This is a genomic window from uncultured Holdemanella sp. (genome assembly GCF_934754935.1).
GTDB lineage: Bacteria > Bacillota_I > Bacilli_A > Erysipelotrichales > Erysipelotrichaceae > Holdemanella.
Genome location: NZ_CAKVJB010000011.1, coordinates 31,381 through 52,301, shown reverse-complemented (window position 1 = coordinate 52,301; position 20,921 = coordinate 31,381). Strand labels below are relative to the sequence as shown.

Here is a 20,921-nt window from a genome sequence, read left to right as displayed (position 1 = left end):
CAGCCAATGGGCCAACCTTCGTCATAATTAATATATCACACTTTTTGAAAAATGCAAATAAATTTTACGTAGTTCCCCCTCACTCTGATTCAAAAATATGTTATTTGTTTATAAATATACGATTACAGGAGCATACTTATGAACAAATTTATACACATGAAAAAGATATTAAAACAATGCATATATCAATTAGATGAATCCTCTTTTTTATTTGTTGTCAAGCCAGATAAAGACTTTACTTGCAAAAGGAAACACCTGTTTGGGAACACCTTGATGAATGTTTTGTTATTAGAAGGCGGTTCATTAAAAGATGAACTGTATAAACTGCTTGGATACAATCTTGATACGCCAACTGTATCTTCTTTTATACAGGCAAGAGATAAGATTCAACCTGATACTTTTCGTATTTTATTCAATTTATTTAATGGCAGAACAAGAAAGCCTAAGTTATATAATGGATACCATCTTTTAGCTGTAGATGGTTCTACATTACCTATTACTTCTGAAATCAAGAATAAGAAAACAACAATCCAAAATGCCAATAATTCGGACAAGCCATTCTCTGCCTACCATCTGAATACAAGCTATGATATTTTAGAATACACCTATGATGATGTTATTTTACAAGGACAGGCTGTACAGGATGAACGTGATGCATTAAGAACGCTATAAAGACAGCAAAGCTATATTCATTGCAGACAGAGGATATGAATCCATCAATCCCTTTGAGAAGATTAAATATTCTGGAAATAAGTATCTGGTCCGAGTCAAGAATATTTATTCCACTGGTATATTACGTAGTTTTGGACCATTTTCAGATAACGAATTTGATGTGCAAGTCAAACGCACATTGACTAGAAAACAGACGAATGAAATAAAAGCACATCCAGAAATCTATAAGTTTGTGCCACAAAATCAGCGATTTGATTATTTTGGTGATACTCCATTCTATGATTTTGAATGTCGATTGGTTCGTTTTAAAATTACAAAGGATACATATGAATGCATTGTAACAAATTTAGATGAAAATGAATTCAGTATGCAAGATATCAAAAAGTCGTATCGTCTACGTTGAGAAATTGAAACTAGCTATTACTTAGAAAAAGAGCCCACCAAATCAAATGATTTGTATGGGCTCTTTTCATTTGCCAAGTTTTATATACATCTCTATTTAATCTTATACTTCAAATATTCCCAAAAAAGAAGACGCAATGAATCATAAACTCTTGATTAAGCCGTTATTTTGACTGAATAACATTGCCAGACAAATGATTATTCTTTAATTAAATTTTCTTTTTTTGCGCTTATGAAATGATTTAGAAACATTGCGAATTCCAAGTACTGGAGACAAGAAAATAATAATTGGATAAATCTCCAAACGACCAATCAACATCGCAAAAGATAGTACGATCTTACTAAAGTCAGAAAACATGGAGAAGTTGCCCATTGGACCACACAAACCAAATCCAGGACCCACATTTCCAATACATGTCATAACGGATGTGATCGTTGTTTCAAAATCAAAATTATTAAAGGAAACCAAGAATAATAGGATTCCTACAATAATGATAAAACAACAGAAATAAGCCATGATCTGATTGACAACCTCAGCATCCACAACTTTACCATCCATTGTGATCGCCTCTACTTTTTGAGGATGCAATAACTTTTGAATATCCAACTTGATCTTCTTTACAATGATCAATAGACGACTAATTTTTACACCACCACCAGTAGAACCAGCACTCGCACCACATACGGTTAATAAGAATAGAATCATCTTACTAAATTGTGGCCATACACTATAATCACAACTTGAATATCCCGTTGTCGTAATGATTGAACCCACTTGAAAACTAGCTAGACGAATGGATTTCAATACATCAAAGTTGTACATAGAAAGAATATTCAATGTGATACAAACAATAGAGAATACAATTACACCTAAATAGGCACGTAACTCTTCATTTTTAAAGACTTGTTTAAAATCTTTAATTAAAAGGAAGTAATACATATTGAAGTTGACACCAAACAAAATCATAAAAATCGTAATGATAATTTCATAATATGAATTGTGGTAGGCACCAATACTTGTATTCTTAATCGCAAAACCACCGGTACCAGCCGTACCAAATGTGTTACAAAGCGCATCAAATAGTGGCATCTTACCAATTAAAAGTAAAATCACCTGAATGACAGTAAGACCCATATACATGGTATATAAAATCATAGCCGATTGACGCATACGAGGCACAAGCTTACCAATCGTAGGACCTGGCGCTTCTGCACGCATAATATGCATATCACGATCATTCGATTTTGGAAGTAAAGCCAAAATAAAGACTAAGATACCCATACCACCAATCCAGTGGGTAAAGCTACGCCAGAAGAGTGTGGCATGCTTCAAATTCTCAACTTCCGTTAAAATACTCGATCCGGTTGTTGTAAATCCACTAACGGCTTCAAAGAAACAATCCACAAAAGAAGGGATTTCACCCGACAAATAAAATGGCAAACCACCAAAGAAAGATACAACGATCCACGCAAGGCCTACCGCAATCATTCCATCTTTCGCAAAATAGTTATTCATTCTTGTACGCGTACGCGTTAATGCATATCCTAAAACTAGACAGATTCCAATCACAATTAAATAAGAATCATACAATCCTTCATGATAGATCAAATCCACAATGACTGGTAAAACCATTAGGCAAGCTTGCGCAATTAAAACCATACCCAATACGTTACCAATCATAGCCCAGTTTAATTTATGTAAATTGTGCTTAAGATAGTAAATCATTAATATCCCTCAATCCTGCAACTTTACTAATAATAATAACTGTATCTGACAATTGAATACGCGTATCTCCGGTTGCGACTTTTGAAACGCCCTTATGCGTTACATACGCAATGATGATACCCTTACGAATATTTAGATCCTTAATGGGCACATCAATAAAACGACAATTGTCACGCACTCTAAATTCCAATGCCTCTACCATATCATTTACAAGTTTGATCAAAGATTCAACATTCGAACCCACAGAATTTTGCATAGCACGAACATACTGTACAATTTGATTGGCCGTAATAAACTTAGGCGTAATCGAATTCTCAAGCCCTAGCTTATCCAACAAGAAGCCTAAAGAAACACGATTTACCTTAGGAAGTACATGTGTAACACCATGAGACTGGGCAAACATTGAAATAATGACATTCTCCTCATCATTATCTGTCAGTGCAATAAACGCATCCATTTCTTCTAAAGATTCACTCAATAATAATTCATGATCCGTTCCATCCCCATTGATGACTGTAGCATGAGGGAATTTTTCAACCAAATTCACACACTTTTCTTTATTGATTTCGATGATCTTTACATCCATACCAAGCTCTAACAACATATTTGTCAAATAGTATGTGATTCTTCCACCACCAACAATCATTACTTCATTTACAGTACGATTACTTAAAATGCCAACTTTAATAAAGAACTTTTCAAGCTGAGTAGTCGAACCCGTTAATGTGACACGATCATTTTCATAGATTACTGTATTACCATTTGGGATAATCACTTCACCATTACGTTGAATTGCCACAAATAATACTTCACTTTTCATACGACGATTGATGTCGCAAATACGCATATTTGAAAGTGGCGAATTCTCTGTAATCTTCACTTCCGCAAGTTCAATTCTTCCTTTTGCAAAAGAAGAAACCCTAATGGAATTTGAGAAACGAATGGCACGCAAAATTTCACGAGCCGCTGCCTGCTCCGGATTGATACTCATACTCAACCCCAATTCATCCTTAATCAAACGAACGGTATTGTTGTATTCCGGATTACGAATACGTGCAATCGTATGTCTTGCACCCAATTTTTTTGCCAATAAACAACAAATAATATTAACCTCATCCGTTGATGTAGCCGCAATCAACAAATCCGAAGATGAAACACGAGCTTCCATTAAAGTATCTAAACTCGCACCATTTCCCTGTACACCAACAATATCCAACTGATTCATGGTACTCGATAGAACACTCGATTTATTTTCAACCACTGTAATATCATGACCTTCCTGGTTTAATTGTTTCGCAATCGCAAATCCAACTTTTCCATCACCCACTACAATAATTTTCATAACTCCTCCAAAAAAAATGAATTCCCATATGGAATCATCTCAAGTATAATACAAATCATGTATAAAAACTAGTGCAACAAATGGTTGTAATGAACACAATAAGCATATTGACTACAACCAATGAACACATTGTCAAAGCCAAAAGACAAATCATTCATACTTTTCAAATTCTCCACTAATATACATCTTTTCTAAATTGTGCCCTTCACGCAACTCTCTTTCAGTCGCATCACAAAAAGCCGTTAATGTACCTCTACTTGATAAAAGACATAAACAGTCTGGACGCATAATTTTATTTGTCATTAAATTCGTATTATGGGATGTCATAATCAATTGACATTCTGGGTATTTATTTTTGAAATAACAAATTAATTTTTCTGCCATTTCATAATGATAAAAAGCATCAAAATCATCTAAATAGATCAATGAAGGATTAGACACTATTTTTTGATAAAGACTTGTCAATGCCAACGTTCCACTTGATGCAGTACTATAGAATGGAACTAACTTATTTTGAGAAAAATATAATTCAGCCTGACCATCTGGCAATTCTTGTAAAATCAATTTACATTCAATCCCCATTAAATTCAAAAAATCTTCAAAGCTTTGTAGATAAACTGGATTTTTTAAATCCTCAAGAAAATTTCTATTAGAATACAACAAATCATGTCCCACAGTAATCATGCCCATTTTACGTACATATTCAAATAATTGAATCAAAACAGAATCATCGCTAAAAGCTGAATTATGAATGAACCATCTTAGAAAAGATAAAGTATGATTATCATTCATGAAATAAAGGTTTGTATTCATTCTATCTAAACCCTGAAAATCAAATTTATTATTTTTAAAATCACACTTAAAAATAGCTTTACCATTTATTGATAATTCTTCATCACATAACTCTGTATTCGCAAATCTAGAATACTTATAAACAACTTCATCATTGTTAAATTTAAACTCATATTTAAACTTTGCCGCGCCAGCCTCATTGATCAAGCCACTATTTTGCATACCACACAATAAAGATTTAATATCAAGAAGTGCCCTACCAAAATTTGTCTTTCCCGTCGTATTACGACCATAAATCAACCTCATCGAAAGACAATCCTCATTAAATGAATATTCACCAATTTTACTAAAATCAAGCGAAATCTCATCTTTAAAATTCTTGTAGTTGCGTACGGTAAACCTTTTTAACATATTCAATCACCCCATAATACACTTTCTTATTATATCTAAAATTCCAATGTTTTTACATAATCCATAAAAACCAGATAATTAATTAATTAATGAATGAATGTATGTATGTATGTAAATCACAAAAGATGACTTTATTATTTAATCGTAAATTATTTATTTGTACGACCTTCAAATTCAACTGTAGAAATATTTTCTAATCCAGTATCAGATATAGATTTTTTTTGGGTATATATTACCATTTGAAGTCTTAAAAGCAAAATCAATTAATCCATCAGATTTTAAAGTAATTATGGAAGATATCAATATAATCAAATTTGAATATTTCTAAATGCTCAAAATTTTACATTTTTTAGTTATCATTTATGTTCGTAAATTACGACTATAAACAAACTATAATTTTTGCCAACTCCATTTACTTAAAATTTCTTTCAAAACAACATTAGCATCTAAACTTTGTACTTCAGATTTGCTCAGTTCACGAACTAAGTTAAGATTATCTTTTGTTTCTTTAAAATTCATAGTATTTGGAAGCATTAAATACTCAGCTTTATTCACATTAACATCTTCATCCACTCTTGCAGATTTGCAAATTGCGATACTTTCTTTCCAAGTTACATCTTTACTTTTAATTTTTTTGATTTTTAAATCATCATAATCTGGCAATAATTTATCTTCATTGATTTCCACTTTAAATATATAAACATATTTTAAATCATCTTTTGTTTCAGAACGAAGCGAGTTTAAGTTCCCATAAAAATATGCAGTTTCTATATTAGGCGTTAAATAAACATATCCATTAGTTGTATCACAATCTAATTTTCCTGTATTTGTATATACTCTTGATATATCATGTTTAATACAATGATCTTTAATTATCTCCTTTCCTCTACTTAAAGTTGTTCCGTGATATAATATCATATTTTTTACTTGGTATATTGTAATTGACCCATCTAGCTGGTCATTTACAACATACTTCTCCTTTCTTTCAACCTTTAATAACCGTGGTTGAAGACGGTTTTGTTAATTTGTAAAATTGAATATGTGAATGTGGATTTGTATATTTTAAACCTGTAGCTTGACTACTTTTAGGAGGTCCTTACCACACCTTATTCCAAAACAACGATTAGTTAGATGAGTCTTTGAATACATATTTCGAACCAGGTTTTATATCAATGTCATTTAATTAAGAAAATATTGTTAATTTAGAGATGTGCACAAATAGGACATCTCTTTTTTTGCTTTTTAGGAAAGGCTTTATATCGTAATCTAACTAATTGCATGATAAAATATTTAATATAAAAACAGGAGTAATCAAATGGATGAGTTTAACGATGAAAATTTAGCATATAAAACATATAAGACGATAGATGAGCAAATCAAATATTTAAAAGAAAATAAGAAAATAATAGTGTTAGAAAATCAAAAATATATTTTAGAAAACAGAAATTATATTTCGATAATAAACCCATATAAAGAATTTTTTGCGACTGGACATATTACCGTTGAAAAAAACGGTATAAAAGCCAAACTTCATCAGTATGGTCATGACACATTAATTGATTCTATTGAAGAAATTGCAAAATTAGATGATTCTATGTCTACAATATTTTTTGAATATATTGGTAATTTTGAAAGAAAATTTAAAAATTTACTAGTAAGTCGCATTTGCTCATTATATAATGAAAATTGTTTGACCGGGCTATCTAAAGATATATATTGTATTAAGTACTTAGAAGAAATAAATGCTTTTTTGAATAATCCAGCAAGAGAAAATCTTCCTAGATTTTGTGCTAACTTTTATAACATTATCCAGAAAAGTAAATATTTATATTCAGAATACCCAATAGAATCCAGAACATGCTTGTTAGAAAAAATATATAACATAGGATTAGGTATTAGCGACGAATCACGTAACACCTTGATTTCGCACTATATCAAATTACAACATAAAGTTCCCTTTTGGGTTATTGCTAATGCTTTAACATTAGGAGAATTGCATATTCTTTATATGATGTTAGATAGTGGGTCTCAAAGATGGATACTGTCTAAGATGAAAAATATAGAAATTAATAAAATACGTGTTAAAGATATTTTTGATTTCTCAGGTCAATTAGAATTATTGAGAAGAATTCGCAATGTAACAAATCATTATGAACCCATAATTCCATTTTTTATTAACACAATAAAAGAGAAGAGAATTGAAAATTCCAAAATGATTGAGGCAATAAAAACATTAAAAATCGTATCTGATAAAATAGGTTTTTGTGATAGCAGTTTAAATTTTCCATCAATAGAAGAAAATGATTACAACATTAAAAAAATTAGAATTATAAAATTAATAATATCGATAATTTCGGACGATTAAAATCTGCTTCATGCAGATTTTTTATATTGTATAAAAAAACTGGAAGGACGTATCCCTCCAGGTTGAGCGCCACAGTGCACTCCTTCGTCATAATTAATATACCACACTTTTTGAAAAATGCAAATAAATTTTACGCAGTTCCCCCTTACCTCTGACAAAATAAGCATCCTACTTACACCTCACAACAATTCTATTTTGACTATCCAAAGTACAAGTCACTAAAGTAAGTGGCCACTTGCCATTGGTTACTTCAGATACACTTTCTGGTCCTACTACATCCATTGCGTCAACACTATATTTAAACTGGTTTCCAGAAGCATCCGTAAAAATTACTTCATCCCCACTTTTTAATGTATTCAACCTACCAAAATGAAACCAATAATTATGGGCTACAATCACCATATTCTTCTTATAAACACTCCCATAATACCTGCAAGGAAGTTGTTTCATATTATCATCACTAAATGTACTTGTAACACAAAGATTCAAATCTAAACTTGGAATTTCTAAAGTACCAATACAAGACATTCCATTCACATCCACTTCTGGCATATCCATATCCGGATTTAATACATAATCCGGTATAGAACCAACACTTGTCTTTACAACATGATACTCATTCATCTTTTGTTGAGAAACAAAATAAGATCGAAACGAATCATATACATTATAAGCACATAAAGAAATAGAACAAACAACTAAAACAATCCCTATACACGATAATATTCTAGATAATCTATTCTTCATTTTTCAAATGGCGTCCTAAACCAAACAACACAAGACCCACAAATAATAATACAGGAACTGGCCACCACAATTGACCAGAATTTGGAAGTTTATCATCCTTCTTTTCAACCTTATCCGTATAATTACCCGTATTCGTCAAAACAATCGTATCTTTTTCTCTAGAACAACTCTCTTTATAGCCAGAAGGAACACTCGTTTCCATGACACGATATGTATATAAAGTCGAAAGATTATCCCAAGTAGTTGACCATTGATTATCTGAATTTAATACCACTCTATCCACCACTATACCATCTGACCTTAATAAACATACTTCAATCGATTTAGGACGAGACTTCTTACTATCCCTTTTCCATACTTTCAATACATGTATACGACTTGGCTTATCACTTGTCTCATATTTTAAATCCACACTTAAATCACCACTTAAAGATACTAAAGATACTTGTGGCATATAAAATACTCCATCCTGAAAAACTTCTTTTCCTACCACCAAATAAATACCGGATTCTAAACCTGAAAAGCTAGCCTTACACAAACTGTCAGAAAAACCAGAAACATCCGCCTGAATATTATCCATTAAAATACGATTCTCTAAGGCATTGGCAGCTCCTTGTACATCTTGTTTTAAATCAATAGAATAATCAGAAAATGCATCAACTAAATTATAATTCTCATCCGCCACTCGATATAAAGATACTTGCATATTCGATACTGGACAAGTAACAGTTAAATGCATGAAATCAGAATCCGCAAATAGAGTCATAGGTAAAAGACAACACAATAAAGTTAAAAACACAAAATATAATATTCTTTTCATCACCTACACTCCCCTCTTTTTAATTCGATATACAACATAACCAATCCCATATAGAATCAAACCAATAATACTAGCTACAACCAAAGGATTTACCTTAGCCGCATCGGCCGTTAAATTCTTTTCATCCATCACATTCTCTACACGATGACCACGAACAAGTAATCGATGCGTATTAATACCATAAGGCGTACAAGTAAATAAAGTACATAAATCCTTACCTTCTTCAATTTCTAATAAACCATAATCATTCGGTTCTACAATCGCAATATTATCCACCTGATACGCTAAGACCTTATCATATACATGAAGATAAAATACATCTCCCTTTTTCATACGATCCAACTCCGTAAATAATTTGGCACTAGGAAGACCTCTATGACTAGATAGAACACAATGCGTACCACTACCACCAACAGGAAGACTCGAACCCTCTAAATGACCAACACCCACCTGCAATACAGACTCATCTACCGTATGATAAATAGCTAACTTCACACCAATCTTAGGAATCGTGATGTAGCCCATCATACCCGTACCATCCGCATTTAATAAACTCTTATATTCACTGAGCTCAGAATCACTTGGAGTAAAACGACCACCATTATTGATTAACCTAGAATTATATTCAACAGCCCAATCAATCTCAGCCTGCTTATCCTGTTTAGATAACTTAGCCATCGTATCCGAATAATTCGCCACAACACGACTCTGATGTAAAGAATTCCAATAATTACTAACCGTAGGATACAACAATAAGGACAAGCCTGTAATAAAAACAAGTATCGCAATTATAGTTGACATATGTTTTCTCATCTTACAACCCTCTCCCTATTGTTGTATGGAAGGGGAAAATAAATTCCCCCCATACAACATAATAAATCAATCAATAAAACTATTTAGCTTTCGCTCTTTTCTTATTAGCCAATATAAATCCTGATCCTAGTACTAGTGCACCACCAATTAAGTAGATTAGTGTTGTACCCATACCACCAGTAGATGGTAACAAATCACCTGTGTTGTTTATTACTTGTGCTTCATAATCTTCTCTTTCAGTTCCATCAACCTTTACAGTCTTTGATTTATCTGCATTCAAAGTAATTTCAACCTTAACAGCTTTCGCTAATTTATTATAACCTTTAGGAGCTTCTATTTCTTCAAGAAAATACGTACCTTCTTTTAATCCTACTATATTAAATTTACCACCATCAGGAGATACTAATATTTCTTCTCCTGTCGCTCCAGAATTTTTGTACTCACTTCCATCTGTACTTTTAGAAAATTTATAATACTTCTTTTCCCCTGTTTCTGATAATGTGTATAATTTGAATTTTGCTCCTTTTAATCCTTTTTCTCCGCCTGTAGTTGTATATTTATAAACTTTAAAGCCGTGAGTATATGTTTCTGTGATTGCATGTTCAGTTTTTGAATTTGTACCATATTCTAAAACTGCATCATTTAACATTTCTGTATCGATCATAGCATTTTTATTTACTCTTACTGAATACATAACATGAATGACAGTATTTTTATTACAATTATTTAGACAATCTGGTAAAAAAGTTATTGTAAATTTATTTGTCGCAGAATCAATATTTACTTCGTAATCAACATTTTCATCTAATTGTTTTTTAGTATAATTTGTAGCAGTTATAAGAAAACCTGCATTTTTTCCATTTAATTCGGAATTTTGCAAATCTAATCCCTTATCCAATGTATCTACTAATTTATAGTTTTGGGCTCCTTCTCCTACATTAATATCAATCTGATAACTAAAAACATCCCCTATATTAACTGAATTGTAATCACGACCTGCAGTAGGACGTTTACCATTGTCGATGACTTTACTAATTGTCGGAACACTATTTTTTTCATCAACTGTTGCATTAGGCCTAGCAGTATCAATCATGCAAAGAGCACCTGTTGCAGATTTAATAAAATAATATCCAGGAGTTAAATCACTGATTGTAACACTTGTTTTATTTTTCTCACAAACCTTACTATAATCTGGTTTAGCTAATGTTTCACTATAGGAATTTGCATCTGTAACAAATTCACGCTTTTTTGCATCGTCTTGACTAACATCGTTTTTCCAGGTTACATATTTATTGGTATCCTCAGTAAAATATTTACCTCCTAGATTTGAATCTTCTAGAAATCCTCTCCATGTATCAGTTACTTTATATGAATAAGCTTGATTTGTATTGTTGTAACTTTCCAAAACTAAAATCTTATAAACTTTATATTCATGTTCTGGAACAGCATTATTAATAGTAATACTTCCTACAGTACTTTGTGTTCCTTCATTTGAATCATCTGCTTTTACGTTTGTACTTAATGAGAATACCATCATGAACGCAAACATAATGGCTGCAATCTTTTTAATTAGTTTCATCTCTTTCTCCTTTTTTCTTTTCTATTGTTTTTATTTATATTTGACAGGCATATTAAACTTGCAACCACCAACGTTGCTCCTAATAACCTGTAAATCAGGGTCCCTATACTACCTGTAGAAGGTAATATCTTTGTACGACTCTTGTTTGTAACAGTAACCGTATCACCGACTTTTGCACTATTTGTAGGATTTCCATTATTGTCATAAACTACTTTATATTGCATTGAATTTATTGTAGCTTCACCATCAGAAGCTTTAATCGGTTGATCATTTTGATCCAATTCAAAAACATAATAATCCGTGTTTAGTTTTTGATTCTTGAATTTTGCAGACTTAACATCTTTATCACCAGGATCATATTTGATTTCTATAATTTCTAAAGCTTTTCCTTCACCATTTTCATTATCATACAATCCAAATCTATAAGTACCACTCACTGGACTTTGTTCTGTTTCAGCAGCATTGTTTGTAAATGCCTTTTTAACAGTGATACCTTTTTGTGCATTATATAAAGTCACATTAAAATCATCTTTTAAATACGCAATAAGATAATGCTCATCTCTATTTTTCTGATACTCATCGTATTGTTTTACATATTCTGAATATTTATCATTAGATTCTTTCTTTGCTCGCATAATGTAATATGGAGTATTATCCAAAATATATCCATCTACTGTTTTAGTTTCTTTAACTTCATAGATAGTATTAAAATCCATTTGAAATTTATCTGTTGGTATTATTACTGTACCATCAGCACCTGAAGTAACTGTAATTGGATTTTTAGAAGTATGTTTTATTTCTTTATTCTCCAATTTACATTCATGAATTTCAAACTCAGCTCCGTTTAATGGTTTTAATGTATTATCATGTTTTACGATTTTTAATTGAGGATGTGTTTCAATTCCTATAGTTCCGCTCGCATTCAAATCATAACTGAATTTTTCAATCACATCATTGACGCCACCTTTTTGCGAATAATTCTTCCAATATACATTATTTGAAACTTGTGTTTCAGTGTCTGGTGCAACCTTTACTTTACAAGTATAAGTAATTCTTACTGGTGTACCATCTGGAATTTGAATTTCAAGTATATTTGTTTTTGGATCATATTTTTTCTCTATTTTAACATCCTTATCATCTTTAATATTTTTAGCTTTAATTGAATCAGGATCTAATACAAGATTTGAACTCATTTCATCCACTAATGTAAGTTTATCTGTCGTATTCTTTAATAATGTTTGCCCATATTCGTTTGCCGTAATTGTATAATCAATTTTCGGACTCTTATCATTATGAATATTTGTTTTGTCTAATATTTTTATATTGGATATTTCTGCACTTGCATTTGCCGAAACATAATCCTTTGTACCATCTGGACTCTGCAACATTACCTTATTATTAAAGGTTTTTGTTTCTCCACCAAGCAATACGTCTGGATCTGTAACTCTACATACGACTTGAACATCTACTGAATAATCATCTCTTCCATGTATTCCTTTAAATTCACCAAGTTGAATTAAAGCTTGTTTACCTTTCACATAATAAGTGGTTTCTATATTTGAATTATCATCATCTGGTGCAGTTATTGTATGTTTTTCCCAATCACCTAAATCTGTAATTGTCCGTGAAGTAATATTTTTTGCAGATTTACCTGTCCACTTAATACGGATGTATGAAAGTTCCATACCATCAGGAATCGTTTCTAATACTCTATAATCCCCTTCTAAGTCACCACCATAATTGACCTTAAAAGCCCATGACGCATATATACCATCACCATTAAGTTTATCTAAACAAACTCTCTTTTCAGGAAGATAGTTATCTTTATCTGCATAAATTGTTTGATATTTACCATTCTTATATTCAAAAGTTTGGCCCAACTCTTTTAAAATATAATTACCACCATAAAGTTCTTGAGTCGCATCATTAACTTTAGTAAAGTCTGCATCACCCTTGTGTTTTATCTCTACTTCATTTTTATACTTAAATGTAGCACGATAGTCTTTAGGTAATTCTGAAGGCAATTCTTGAGGTTCAGTTCTTACTACAATATATATTTTTTCATTATCTTGTAAGTTGAAATCTTTCTCTGTAGTTAAAACCAATTCGCTATAATTATTACCACCAGTAAATCCCTTATTATTTGTATAGTCAGCTTTATAATAATCATTACCAATTTTTAAATTTACTGGCAAATCCTCTATTTTTTTATAATCACTTAAATTCTTAAGATCTCCCTTATAGACACCCACCAAAGAATCTTTATGCAAATAAGAACTTATTTCATCTTTTACTAAGGCATCATTAATTTCATCCTTGATTTGTGTACCTGCTCTAATCTTAGAACCATTAACTTCTATCACCCAATAATGCATACCATTTTGCCAATCAGTCGCATTTTGTTTAGGCTTCTCATAATACCATGCTTGTTTATTTACTTTTAAATTATAAGAACCCTCAAGCGTAACTTCTTTAGATGAGTTTACATTCGTAAAAGTAAATGATGTACCATTCACCCCTTTTTTCACATCTCCATTTAAAGTAAATGTATTATTTACTTTTGCACTTGTAAGAGAACTCAAACCATTAGGAGTTGCATAATACTCGAACGTATATGAATAACAATTATCTTCCCAACCAATATCAGATAGTTTTAAACTAAAACTTTTTTGCTTATCAATATTGATCCATTTAGTTCCAACCACTTTATCATCAGTATCATAAGCCGTTATTTTCATATAACCGACATACTTCATTACATCCTTGTCCAATGTATCCTTGTCAAATGTATCTTTTAATGTAACATTCGTTATATTAAAATTTCCATCTGTCTTATTTTCATCCGTCTTATTGATATTAACTGTATATTTGTAACTTCCTGCAGGCACTTTAAATGATTGTTCAGCACTTGTATCTACTTTTAATTGATTATTATATTTTGTGCCATCCATATCAACAGTCTCTTCTGCTGTTGTTGGTTTAGCTACACTCTTTTCTACCCATTTACGTTCATGTAAATTTAACTTATCGTTAAATACTTTATTTAATTCTTTATCCCTACTATACGAAAAGTAACGATTCTTTATAGTTACACTATTCGACTGCATGGCTGCATATACTTCAGGTTTGATTTTTAAAGTATAAGTTACATAATAAGAATCACCAGGATTAATTGTGATCAGTTGATTGTTTAACTTATATACTTTAAAACGCGTAGAATCCTCTTTATATGTTGAATAATTATCATCTCCTTTTGCCCAACCAACCGTTATATGACTACCACTATAATCTGTATATTCTGTTTCCCCTGCTTTTTTTACATGTAAGACAACAGAATCTTCTACAAAAGAAATATATGGAAGCATTTTAGAATCTGTATAAATATCGCTACTATCTAAACTATCTCTAAATTGAAATTCTTTTATAGAACAATTATTATTCTCTGAACCATAATTAAATTCGATTTGATAATTGACTAGATAATTGCCATCTTCTTTTATATAATCATTTCCATTCTGTGTTATGATATTTTTTTTCATAACATTCGTATCTATAATGATAGTCGGTTTAAATGTAGATACTTTATTGCCCTTACTATAAACTTTTGAACTATCATCTTTTCTCGTATAAGCCTGAGCGTTATTTACGATATCGTATTGTTTATTATATAAATCATCTGTTGTATCAATTAGTTTGACATAATAAGTCAATGTTCGAACTTCATTAGGATCCATCTTCGCAATCTTCCAAACAAAACTTTCAGGATTAGTAATACTTGTTACTGCACCTGGAATTTCCTGATCTGAACTAGGTGCATTTGTTTTATAAATCGTACCTTTAATCGCAGTTTTTCTAGTTTCATAAGGCTGCAGCATATTCTCTCTATCATTAAGTGGAGTTTCAGTAAGATTAATTTCTTCATATTTTACTAATTCTTTATTCTGTGTAAATTGATCCACTACATATACATTTTGACAACCATCATCACCCGCAGTTAATGTAATCGTATATTTTATATAATCGCTAGTCTTTTCTTTTTCGCACTTCTTATCTACACTAACACTTCCATAATGTTCTTTATAATCTAGACCATAATTTAATGTAATATTTCCCTTTGGTGTTGTGATTGTTACTTTACCAGTACTTGAATCAATCTTATCCATATCAATTTGAGCATCTACTTCAAAACTACCAGTAAGTGTTTGATTATCACTTAAACCAGGCAAAGATGTTGAGTCATAAGTAATCGTAACCAAACCATCTGTATTAACAACCATAGTTCCAAGAATATTATTATCTCCTTCAATATTTGTTTGTATCGTATTTCTAATTTTAAATCCATCAGGAAGCTGATACTTGATGATACCACCACAATCTTTCAAAGTCTTTGCGGAAATATCTTGAAACCATAATTTGTAAGTCATATTCAAATTATCTTGTGTACTCACATTAACATTCTCATTTGGTTTAACTACATGTTTCACACCATCTTTTTTATAAGTAAATTGAACATCAGTAATCTTACCTTTATTTGCTTCTGAACTTAAATCAAACGGTTCTGTTGTTGTTTCTGTATTTGTAGTAGTCGTTGTGGACTCTTCTTCACTTACTTGAGATACTTGTTCATCATTATTTATTACTTCTGGCTCATCATTTGCTACTTCTTCTTGTTTGTTACAATCCTCATTATGAGTATGTTCTTCCTTGTCGCAAATCAATTGATTGTTTTCATCATAACACTCTTCAGTATGTGTATGTTCTTCCTTGTCACATGCGAATGTTTGAGCTGGTAAAGATAATGCATATACTGTACAAACAACCACAATACAAGAAAGTGCTATCATGACTCTTTTCCATTTTCTTAAGCGCGCTTTGTCTTTTAATAAACGCCTTAAATACTCTTGCACAATCACACCTACTTTCTGTTTATTTCACAATACCTATTTTGTTCAAAGGCCAAACTGAAAATAAAACTTTACCCTCAATTTGTTCTTTGGAAATATCCCCTATCGCAGCACTTCTAGAATCAATCGAACTCTCTCGGTTATCTCCCATACAAAACCAACGAGAATCTTCGACTTGATGTGGAAAGTCAATGTCTGTATTTCCTAATGACTCACTATTTACATATGTTTCAGTAATAGCTTTACCATCCACAGACACCTTTCCATTCACATCTATATCTACCTTTTGACCAGGACCTGCAATAACTCGTTTTACCAACAACTTATTGCCTTGCCAAAATGCTACAATATCTCCCGACTTTAATTTCTTTGTCTTTACAGACACCACTATTTGCCCATTTTCTAAAGTTGGATCCATACTCGAACCATAGATTTTTAATACTGGCATCCACAGTGTTGCGACCAATACAGAAATGGCAGCCACAACCACAAGTACACTCAAAGTCTTACGTAAATGCTTTAAATACTTCTCTCTCTCTTTTAAACGATTTAGCTCTTCCTTGACCTCTTCATTGGATACAAGATCATTTTCTGTCTGCATCTTATCAATCAAGTCGATCAATTCTCTTCGCTTTAAATGTCTTAAATCCCTTTTATCCATATCTCTATCCACATATTAAGATTATGTTAAGATAAACATACATCATCTTATGTTAATTGGTTGATATATTCATTTCTCCTTTATCTTAAGCTAATCTAACCTTTCCGTTATAAACAACCTAACAATAACGAATTTTTCGCTTATCAATATACTCTTTCCTGTAAACGTTTTCAAGCCGCATTTTATAACTTTTGTTCACTGGTTAACTAATTTAGCGCTTTAACATACGGTAATTTCCTTTATTTATCACATATTTTAACATTTTTGGTTATAGACGTTTAATTCTCCTTTATATAAAGTCGATTAAAAAGTACAAATCGCATTGTTAATTTGTACAAACTAAGTATTTACTCATATTTCTCCTTTATATATAACCAAAGCCAGAATATCTTAACATTTCCTTAACATAAAAAAAGGATAGCCTAATGCTACCCTACTCTGTAAATTGCTTTAAATAGACCATATCTAAAACAATAATACGATTATTTATGACTTGAATGACATTCTTTTCTTTTAAACCACGAATCACTCGATTTACACTATTACGCGTTGTGATTCCACAAAAATTCGCAATATCCTCATTTGTGACCTGTAAATCAATGAATATACCCTTCTGTGTTTGAATGCCAAATAAACTTGCCAAGCGATATAACCAAGAACATACTGCACCTGCCTTTGAATTCATGATCATCACTTGTTCTCTTGTAACCGCATGTTTTAGTCGCTTACGATAATATGTATTTACATAATGTTGAAGTTTGGCATCTTCTTTAGTTCGCTCATAGAATTTATCTTTTGAAATACAATAAAATTCAGCTTTTTCACTCTCAACACGAATCTTTGGATGACAATCTCTAAATTGTGTCAAACAATCACAATACAAGCTCACCACATCCGGACCTTGTAAAAAAGTGATATTAAATTCACGCTCATCCTGCATGATCAAACTCACTTTGACAATGCCCCTCTTTAAAATATACATATCCCTCTCATTCAAATCTAAACATGTATGTCGATCTTTTATTTGAATGGGAATTTGAATTTCCTCTAAATATTGTATGACACCATCACAACTCATCTTACTCACTCCTGTTATCATTTTTATTGTATCATATTGTGAAGCAAACATTATAAAACATATAGTGATATACTATTCATTGCTGGATCACATGTAATTTGCATATCCAGTTTCCTATTAAAGAGTTGACTTAAGCCCCCACAAACTTATGTTCAACTCTTTTTTTATAATCAAAGCGGACATTTTAACTGCCCGCTTTCTCTTTTAATATCTCTATAATTTGACTTTGAAGCTTATCCATATCAATTGGCTTAGAAATATATCCATCCATACCCGCATTCAGTGCCTGCTTTTTATCTTCATCAAACGCATTGGCACTCATCGCAATAATTGGAATAGTATTCTTTTCTGGAATCGTTCTAATTTTTTGTGTAGCTAAATACCCATTCATATTTGGCATTTGAATATCCATTAAAATAAAGTCATACGAACCAACCGGTTTTTGAACCACTTTACCAACACACTCCAAACCATCTCTTGCCAAATCTACATGTAAGCCACAATCCTCTAATATAATCTTCGCAAATTCTGCATTCAATTCATTATCCTCCGCTAGTAATACATGCTTACCTTTTAAAGAATATTCTGAATTCATTAGATCCTTTTGTCTTGTTTCACTTCTTTCTTCTTCTACAAGCTTATGATCAATTGTAATTGTAAAAGTACTACCCTCACCAAGCTTACTTTCAACATCAATCGTACCACCCATCATATCTACTAGTTTTTTTACGATAGGCATACCAAGCCCTGTACCAATAATATTAGCTGAAGCTTCACGAGTAAATGCTTCAAATAGAGTTGGAATAAAACTCTCACTCATTCCAATACCCGTATCTATGATTTTAATTTGATATGTACCATACCCATCTTTTGAACTTTCAAGTTCTTTTACATCAACACTGACACGACCACCACTATGCGTATATTTAATGGCATTACCAATCAAATTCACTAAAATTTCCTTTACCTTCGTACTATCACACAACACTTGTTTATGAACAATATCTATCTTTGTATCTAATACGATCTCCTTTTCCAAGGCCATGGCCCCAAAGACATTCGTTACTTCTTCAACCATATCAACAATGGACTCACTACTTTCAGATAGTACACTCTTACCACTTTCAATACGCGCCATATTCAATACATCATTAATAATGGAAAGTAATAAATTACCCGACTGCTCGATTTTCTTTTGATAATCCATCAAAACAGGATCTGTAAGCTGCCTTTTCATCAATTGATTATATCCAAGAATCACATTCATAGGCGTACGAATATCGTGTGACATGCTATTTAAGAAATCCGTCTTGGCCTTATTCGCATTTTCTGCACGAATATAAGCTTCCTTTAATCGTTCCTTTTGAAGACGCTCCTTCTTAATTAAATCATCAATATTTCTTGTACCAATCACAACTGCTCTAGTACGATCCTTTTTCTTAACATAAGAAACATGAGCCTGATAATACAAAATGCCTTCATCCGACATATATTCATAAGTAAAAGAATAATCTTCATTACAAGACTTCAATTTTTCAAAAGAAAGTTCTTCTAAAAAATCCTCTCTTGAAGCATCCGAAACCAATTGTGTGGCATAAGCCGGCAAAAGTTCAGTCCAACGATCATGATAACTCCTACAAAAATCCGCAATACGCTTACCATTACTACCCGCTTCACGATACGAATAAATTTGTCCATTACCTAAATCCACTAAAAGTACAGAAAAATAATCTTTACTGATACCTTCAATAATTTCTCTTTGAAGTTCTAAAACATTCTCCTTTTTACGAACCTCATCCATAGGACGAAATCCCATCATAAAACGAAAATGATGCTTTTCATCATATAAACGAATTGCTCTCGCATATAATGATTCATTGCCATTTGAATTTGGATAAATCTGATACTGTAATTCTACAATTTCATTTTTCATTAACGCATTCATAAAAGGAATGGGAGATAAAATATCTAAAAAGTCAGGGCATGATTCTTTGACTAACACACGATTATAGAAATCATGCAAACTATGCGTATAATTCTTCTTATCCTCACTTGAAAAATCATCAAGCCCACTATGATCATACATATGCCCATCATGCTTAACGACAACCACAACATTCTCCATCAAATCACCCATGATGACCGTCGAATATTCCATTGTAAGTGCAGTCAGCATTTGGTTACGCTCCTCTGCCCTTTTTTCTTTATCCAACATAAAACTCGTAACATCCGTAATATTCCCCTGAAAGAATAAAGCCGCATCTTGTTTTAAAGCCGAATACGAATCCGATACCCAATGATACCCATCCTTACCTTTCAAACGAAAAATCACATTTTGACAAGAACCCACATTATTTTGATCCAACATCGAATCTCTGTTCTTTTCTAGACGACTTCTATCTTCAGGATGTAACATATGAATCAATTTATTATCAAATTCAGTTTCAATTTCTTTTTGCGTCCAATGTAAAGTATTTAAAAAATCATCGCTCACAAACAAAAAAGGATATCCCTCATCTGCAGAACACCTATAGTATCCTCCAAGCAACCTATATACTTCATCCAACTCCATATTATTCTTCTTTTGACGCTTAAAAAATTTCATATTA

General features: G+C 31.8%; 15 protein-coding genes. 3 read left to right on the top strand and 12 right to left on the bottom strand.

Annotated elements, in window-relative coordinates:
* Window positions 1-138 precede the first annotated feature (138 nt).
* A complete protein-coding gene (locus Q0E86_RS04425) occupies window positions 139-672 on the top strand; it encodes a hypothetical protein (protein ID WP_295754803.1) in 534 nt (177 codons plus the stop codon).
* Window positions 673-685: 13 nt separating this feature from the next.
* Complete coding sequence (locus Q0E86_RS04420) at window positions 686-1,075, top strand: hypothetical protein (RefSeq protein WP_367117380.1); 390 nt, start codon at window positions 686-688, stop codon at window positions 1,073-1,075.
* A gap of 204 nt (window positions 1,076-1,279) precedes the next feature.
* Here Q0E86_RS04420 and Q0E86_RS04415 read toward each other — a convergent pair whose 3' ends face one another.
* From Q0E86_RS04415 to Q0E86_RS04400, 4 genes are all read right to left on the bottom strand, one after another.
* A complete protein-coding gene (locus Q0E86_RS04415; RefSeq protein ID WP_295754801.1) occupies window positions 1,280-2,800 on the bottom strand; it encodes a TrkH family potassium uptake protein in 1,521 nt (506 codons plus the stop codon).
* Window positions 2,784-4,142 carry a Trk system potassium transporter TrkA gene (gene trkA, locus Q0E86_RS04410; protein ID WP_295754798.1) on the bottom strand — a complete coding sequence of 453 codons (1,359 nt, stop codon included), beginning with the start codon at window positions 4,140-4,142 and terminating at the stop codon, window positions 2,784-2,786. Before trkA ends, Q0E86_RS04415 begins: the two co-directional genes overlap by 17 nt.
* Before the next feature lie 150 nt (window positions 4,143-4,292).
* Window positions 4,293-5,345 (bottom strand): ATP/GTP-binding protein, encoded by a 1,053-nt coding sequence (locus Q0E86_RS04405; protein ID WP_295754795.1) that lies wholly within the window; start codon window positions 5,343-5,345, stop codon window positions 4,293-4,295.
* A gap of 390 nt (window positions 5,346-5,735) precedes the next feature.
* Window positions 5,736-6,263 (bottom strand): hypothetical protein, encoded by a 528-nt coding sequence (locus Q0E86_RS04400; protein WP_295754792.1) that lies wholly within the window; start codon window positions 6,261-6,263, stop codon window positions 5,736-5,738.
* Between the two features lie 397 nt (window positions 6,264-6,660).
* On the opposite strand from Q0E86_RS04400, the gene Q0E86_RS04395 reads away from it, so the two are divergent.
* Window positions 6,661-7,710, top strand: coding sequence for an Abi family protein (locus Q0E86_RS04395; protein WP_295754789.1), 1,050 nt, complete (start codon window positions 6,661-6,663; stop codon window positions 7,708-7,710).
* A 168-nt stretch (window positions 7,711-7,878) separates the two neighbouring features.
* Here Q0E86_RS04395 and Q0E86_RS04390 read toward each other — a convergent pair whose 3' ends face one another.
* The 8 genes from Q0E86_RS04390 to Q0E86_RS04355 all read right to left on the bottom strand — a co-directional run bounded on the left by Q0E86_RS04390 (window position 7,879) and on the right by Q0E86_RS04355 (window position 20,917).
* On the bottom strand, window positions 7,879-8,457 hold the full coding sequence (locus Q0E86_RS04390; protein ID WP_295754786.1) for a sortase: 579 nt from the start codon (window positions 8,455-8,457) through the stop codon (window positions 7,879-7,881).
* Window positions 8,447-9,277 (bottom strand): Cna B-type domain-containing protein, encoded by an 831-nt coding sequence (locus Q0E86_RS04385; RefSeq protein WP_295754784.1) that lies wholly within the window; start codon window positions 9,275-9,277, stop codon window positions 8,447-8,449. Before Q0E86_RS04385 ends, Q0E86_RS04390 begins: the two co-directional genes overlap by 11 nt.
* Before the next feature lie 3 nt (window positions 9,278-9,280).
* Window positions 9,281-10,090 (bottom strand): class C sortase, encoded by an 810-nt coding sequence (locus Q0E86_RS04380; RefSeq protein WP_295754780.1) that lies wholly within the window; start codon window positions 10,088-10,090, stop codon window positions 9,281-9,283.
* Between the two features lie 79 nt (window positions 10,091-10,169).
* Window positions 10,170-11,669, bottom strand: coding sequence for a SpaH/EbpB family LPXTG-anchored major pilin (locus tag Q0E86_RS04375; protein WP_295754777.1), 1,500 nt, complete (start codon window positions 11,667-11,669; stop codon window positions 10,170-10,172).
* Complete coding sequence (locus Q0E86_RS04370) at window positions 11,666-16,576, bottom strand: prealbumin-like fold domain-containing protein (protein ID WP_295754774.1); 4,911 nt, start codon at window positions 16,574-16,576, stop codon at window positions 11,666-11,668. The genes Q0E86_RS04375 and Q0E86_RS04370 overlap by 4 nt, the downstream gene beginning before the upstream one ends.
* A gap of 19 nt (window positions 16,577-16,595) precedes the next feature.
* Complete coding sequence (lepB, locus tag Q0E86_RS04365) at window positions 16,596-17,234, bottom strand: signal peptidase I (RefSeq protein ID WP_295754771.1); 639 nt, start codon at window positions 17,232-17,234, stop codon at window positions 16,596-16,598.
* Between the two features lie 433 nt (window positions 17,235-17,667).
* Window positions 17,668-18,312: a Crp/Fnr family transcriptional regulator gene (locus tag Q0E86_RS04360; RefSeq protein ID WP_295754769.1), complete on the bottom strand. Its 645-nt coding sequence runs from the start codon at window positions 18,310-18,312 to the stop codon at window positions 17,668-17,670.
* A 184-nt stretch (window positions 18,313-18,496) separates the two neighbouring features.
* Window positions 18,497-20,917, bottom strand: coding sequence for a PAS domain-containing hybrid sensor histidine kinase/response regulator (locus Q0E86_RS04355; protein WP_295754767.1), 2,421 nt, complete (start codon window positions 20,915-20,917; stop codon window positions 18,497-18,499).
* Window positions 20,918-20,921 lie beyond the last annotated feature (4 nt).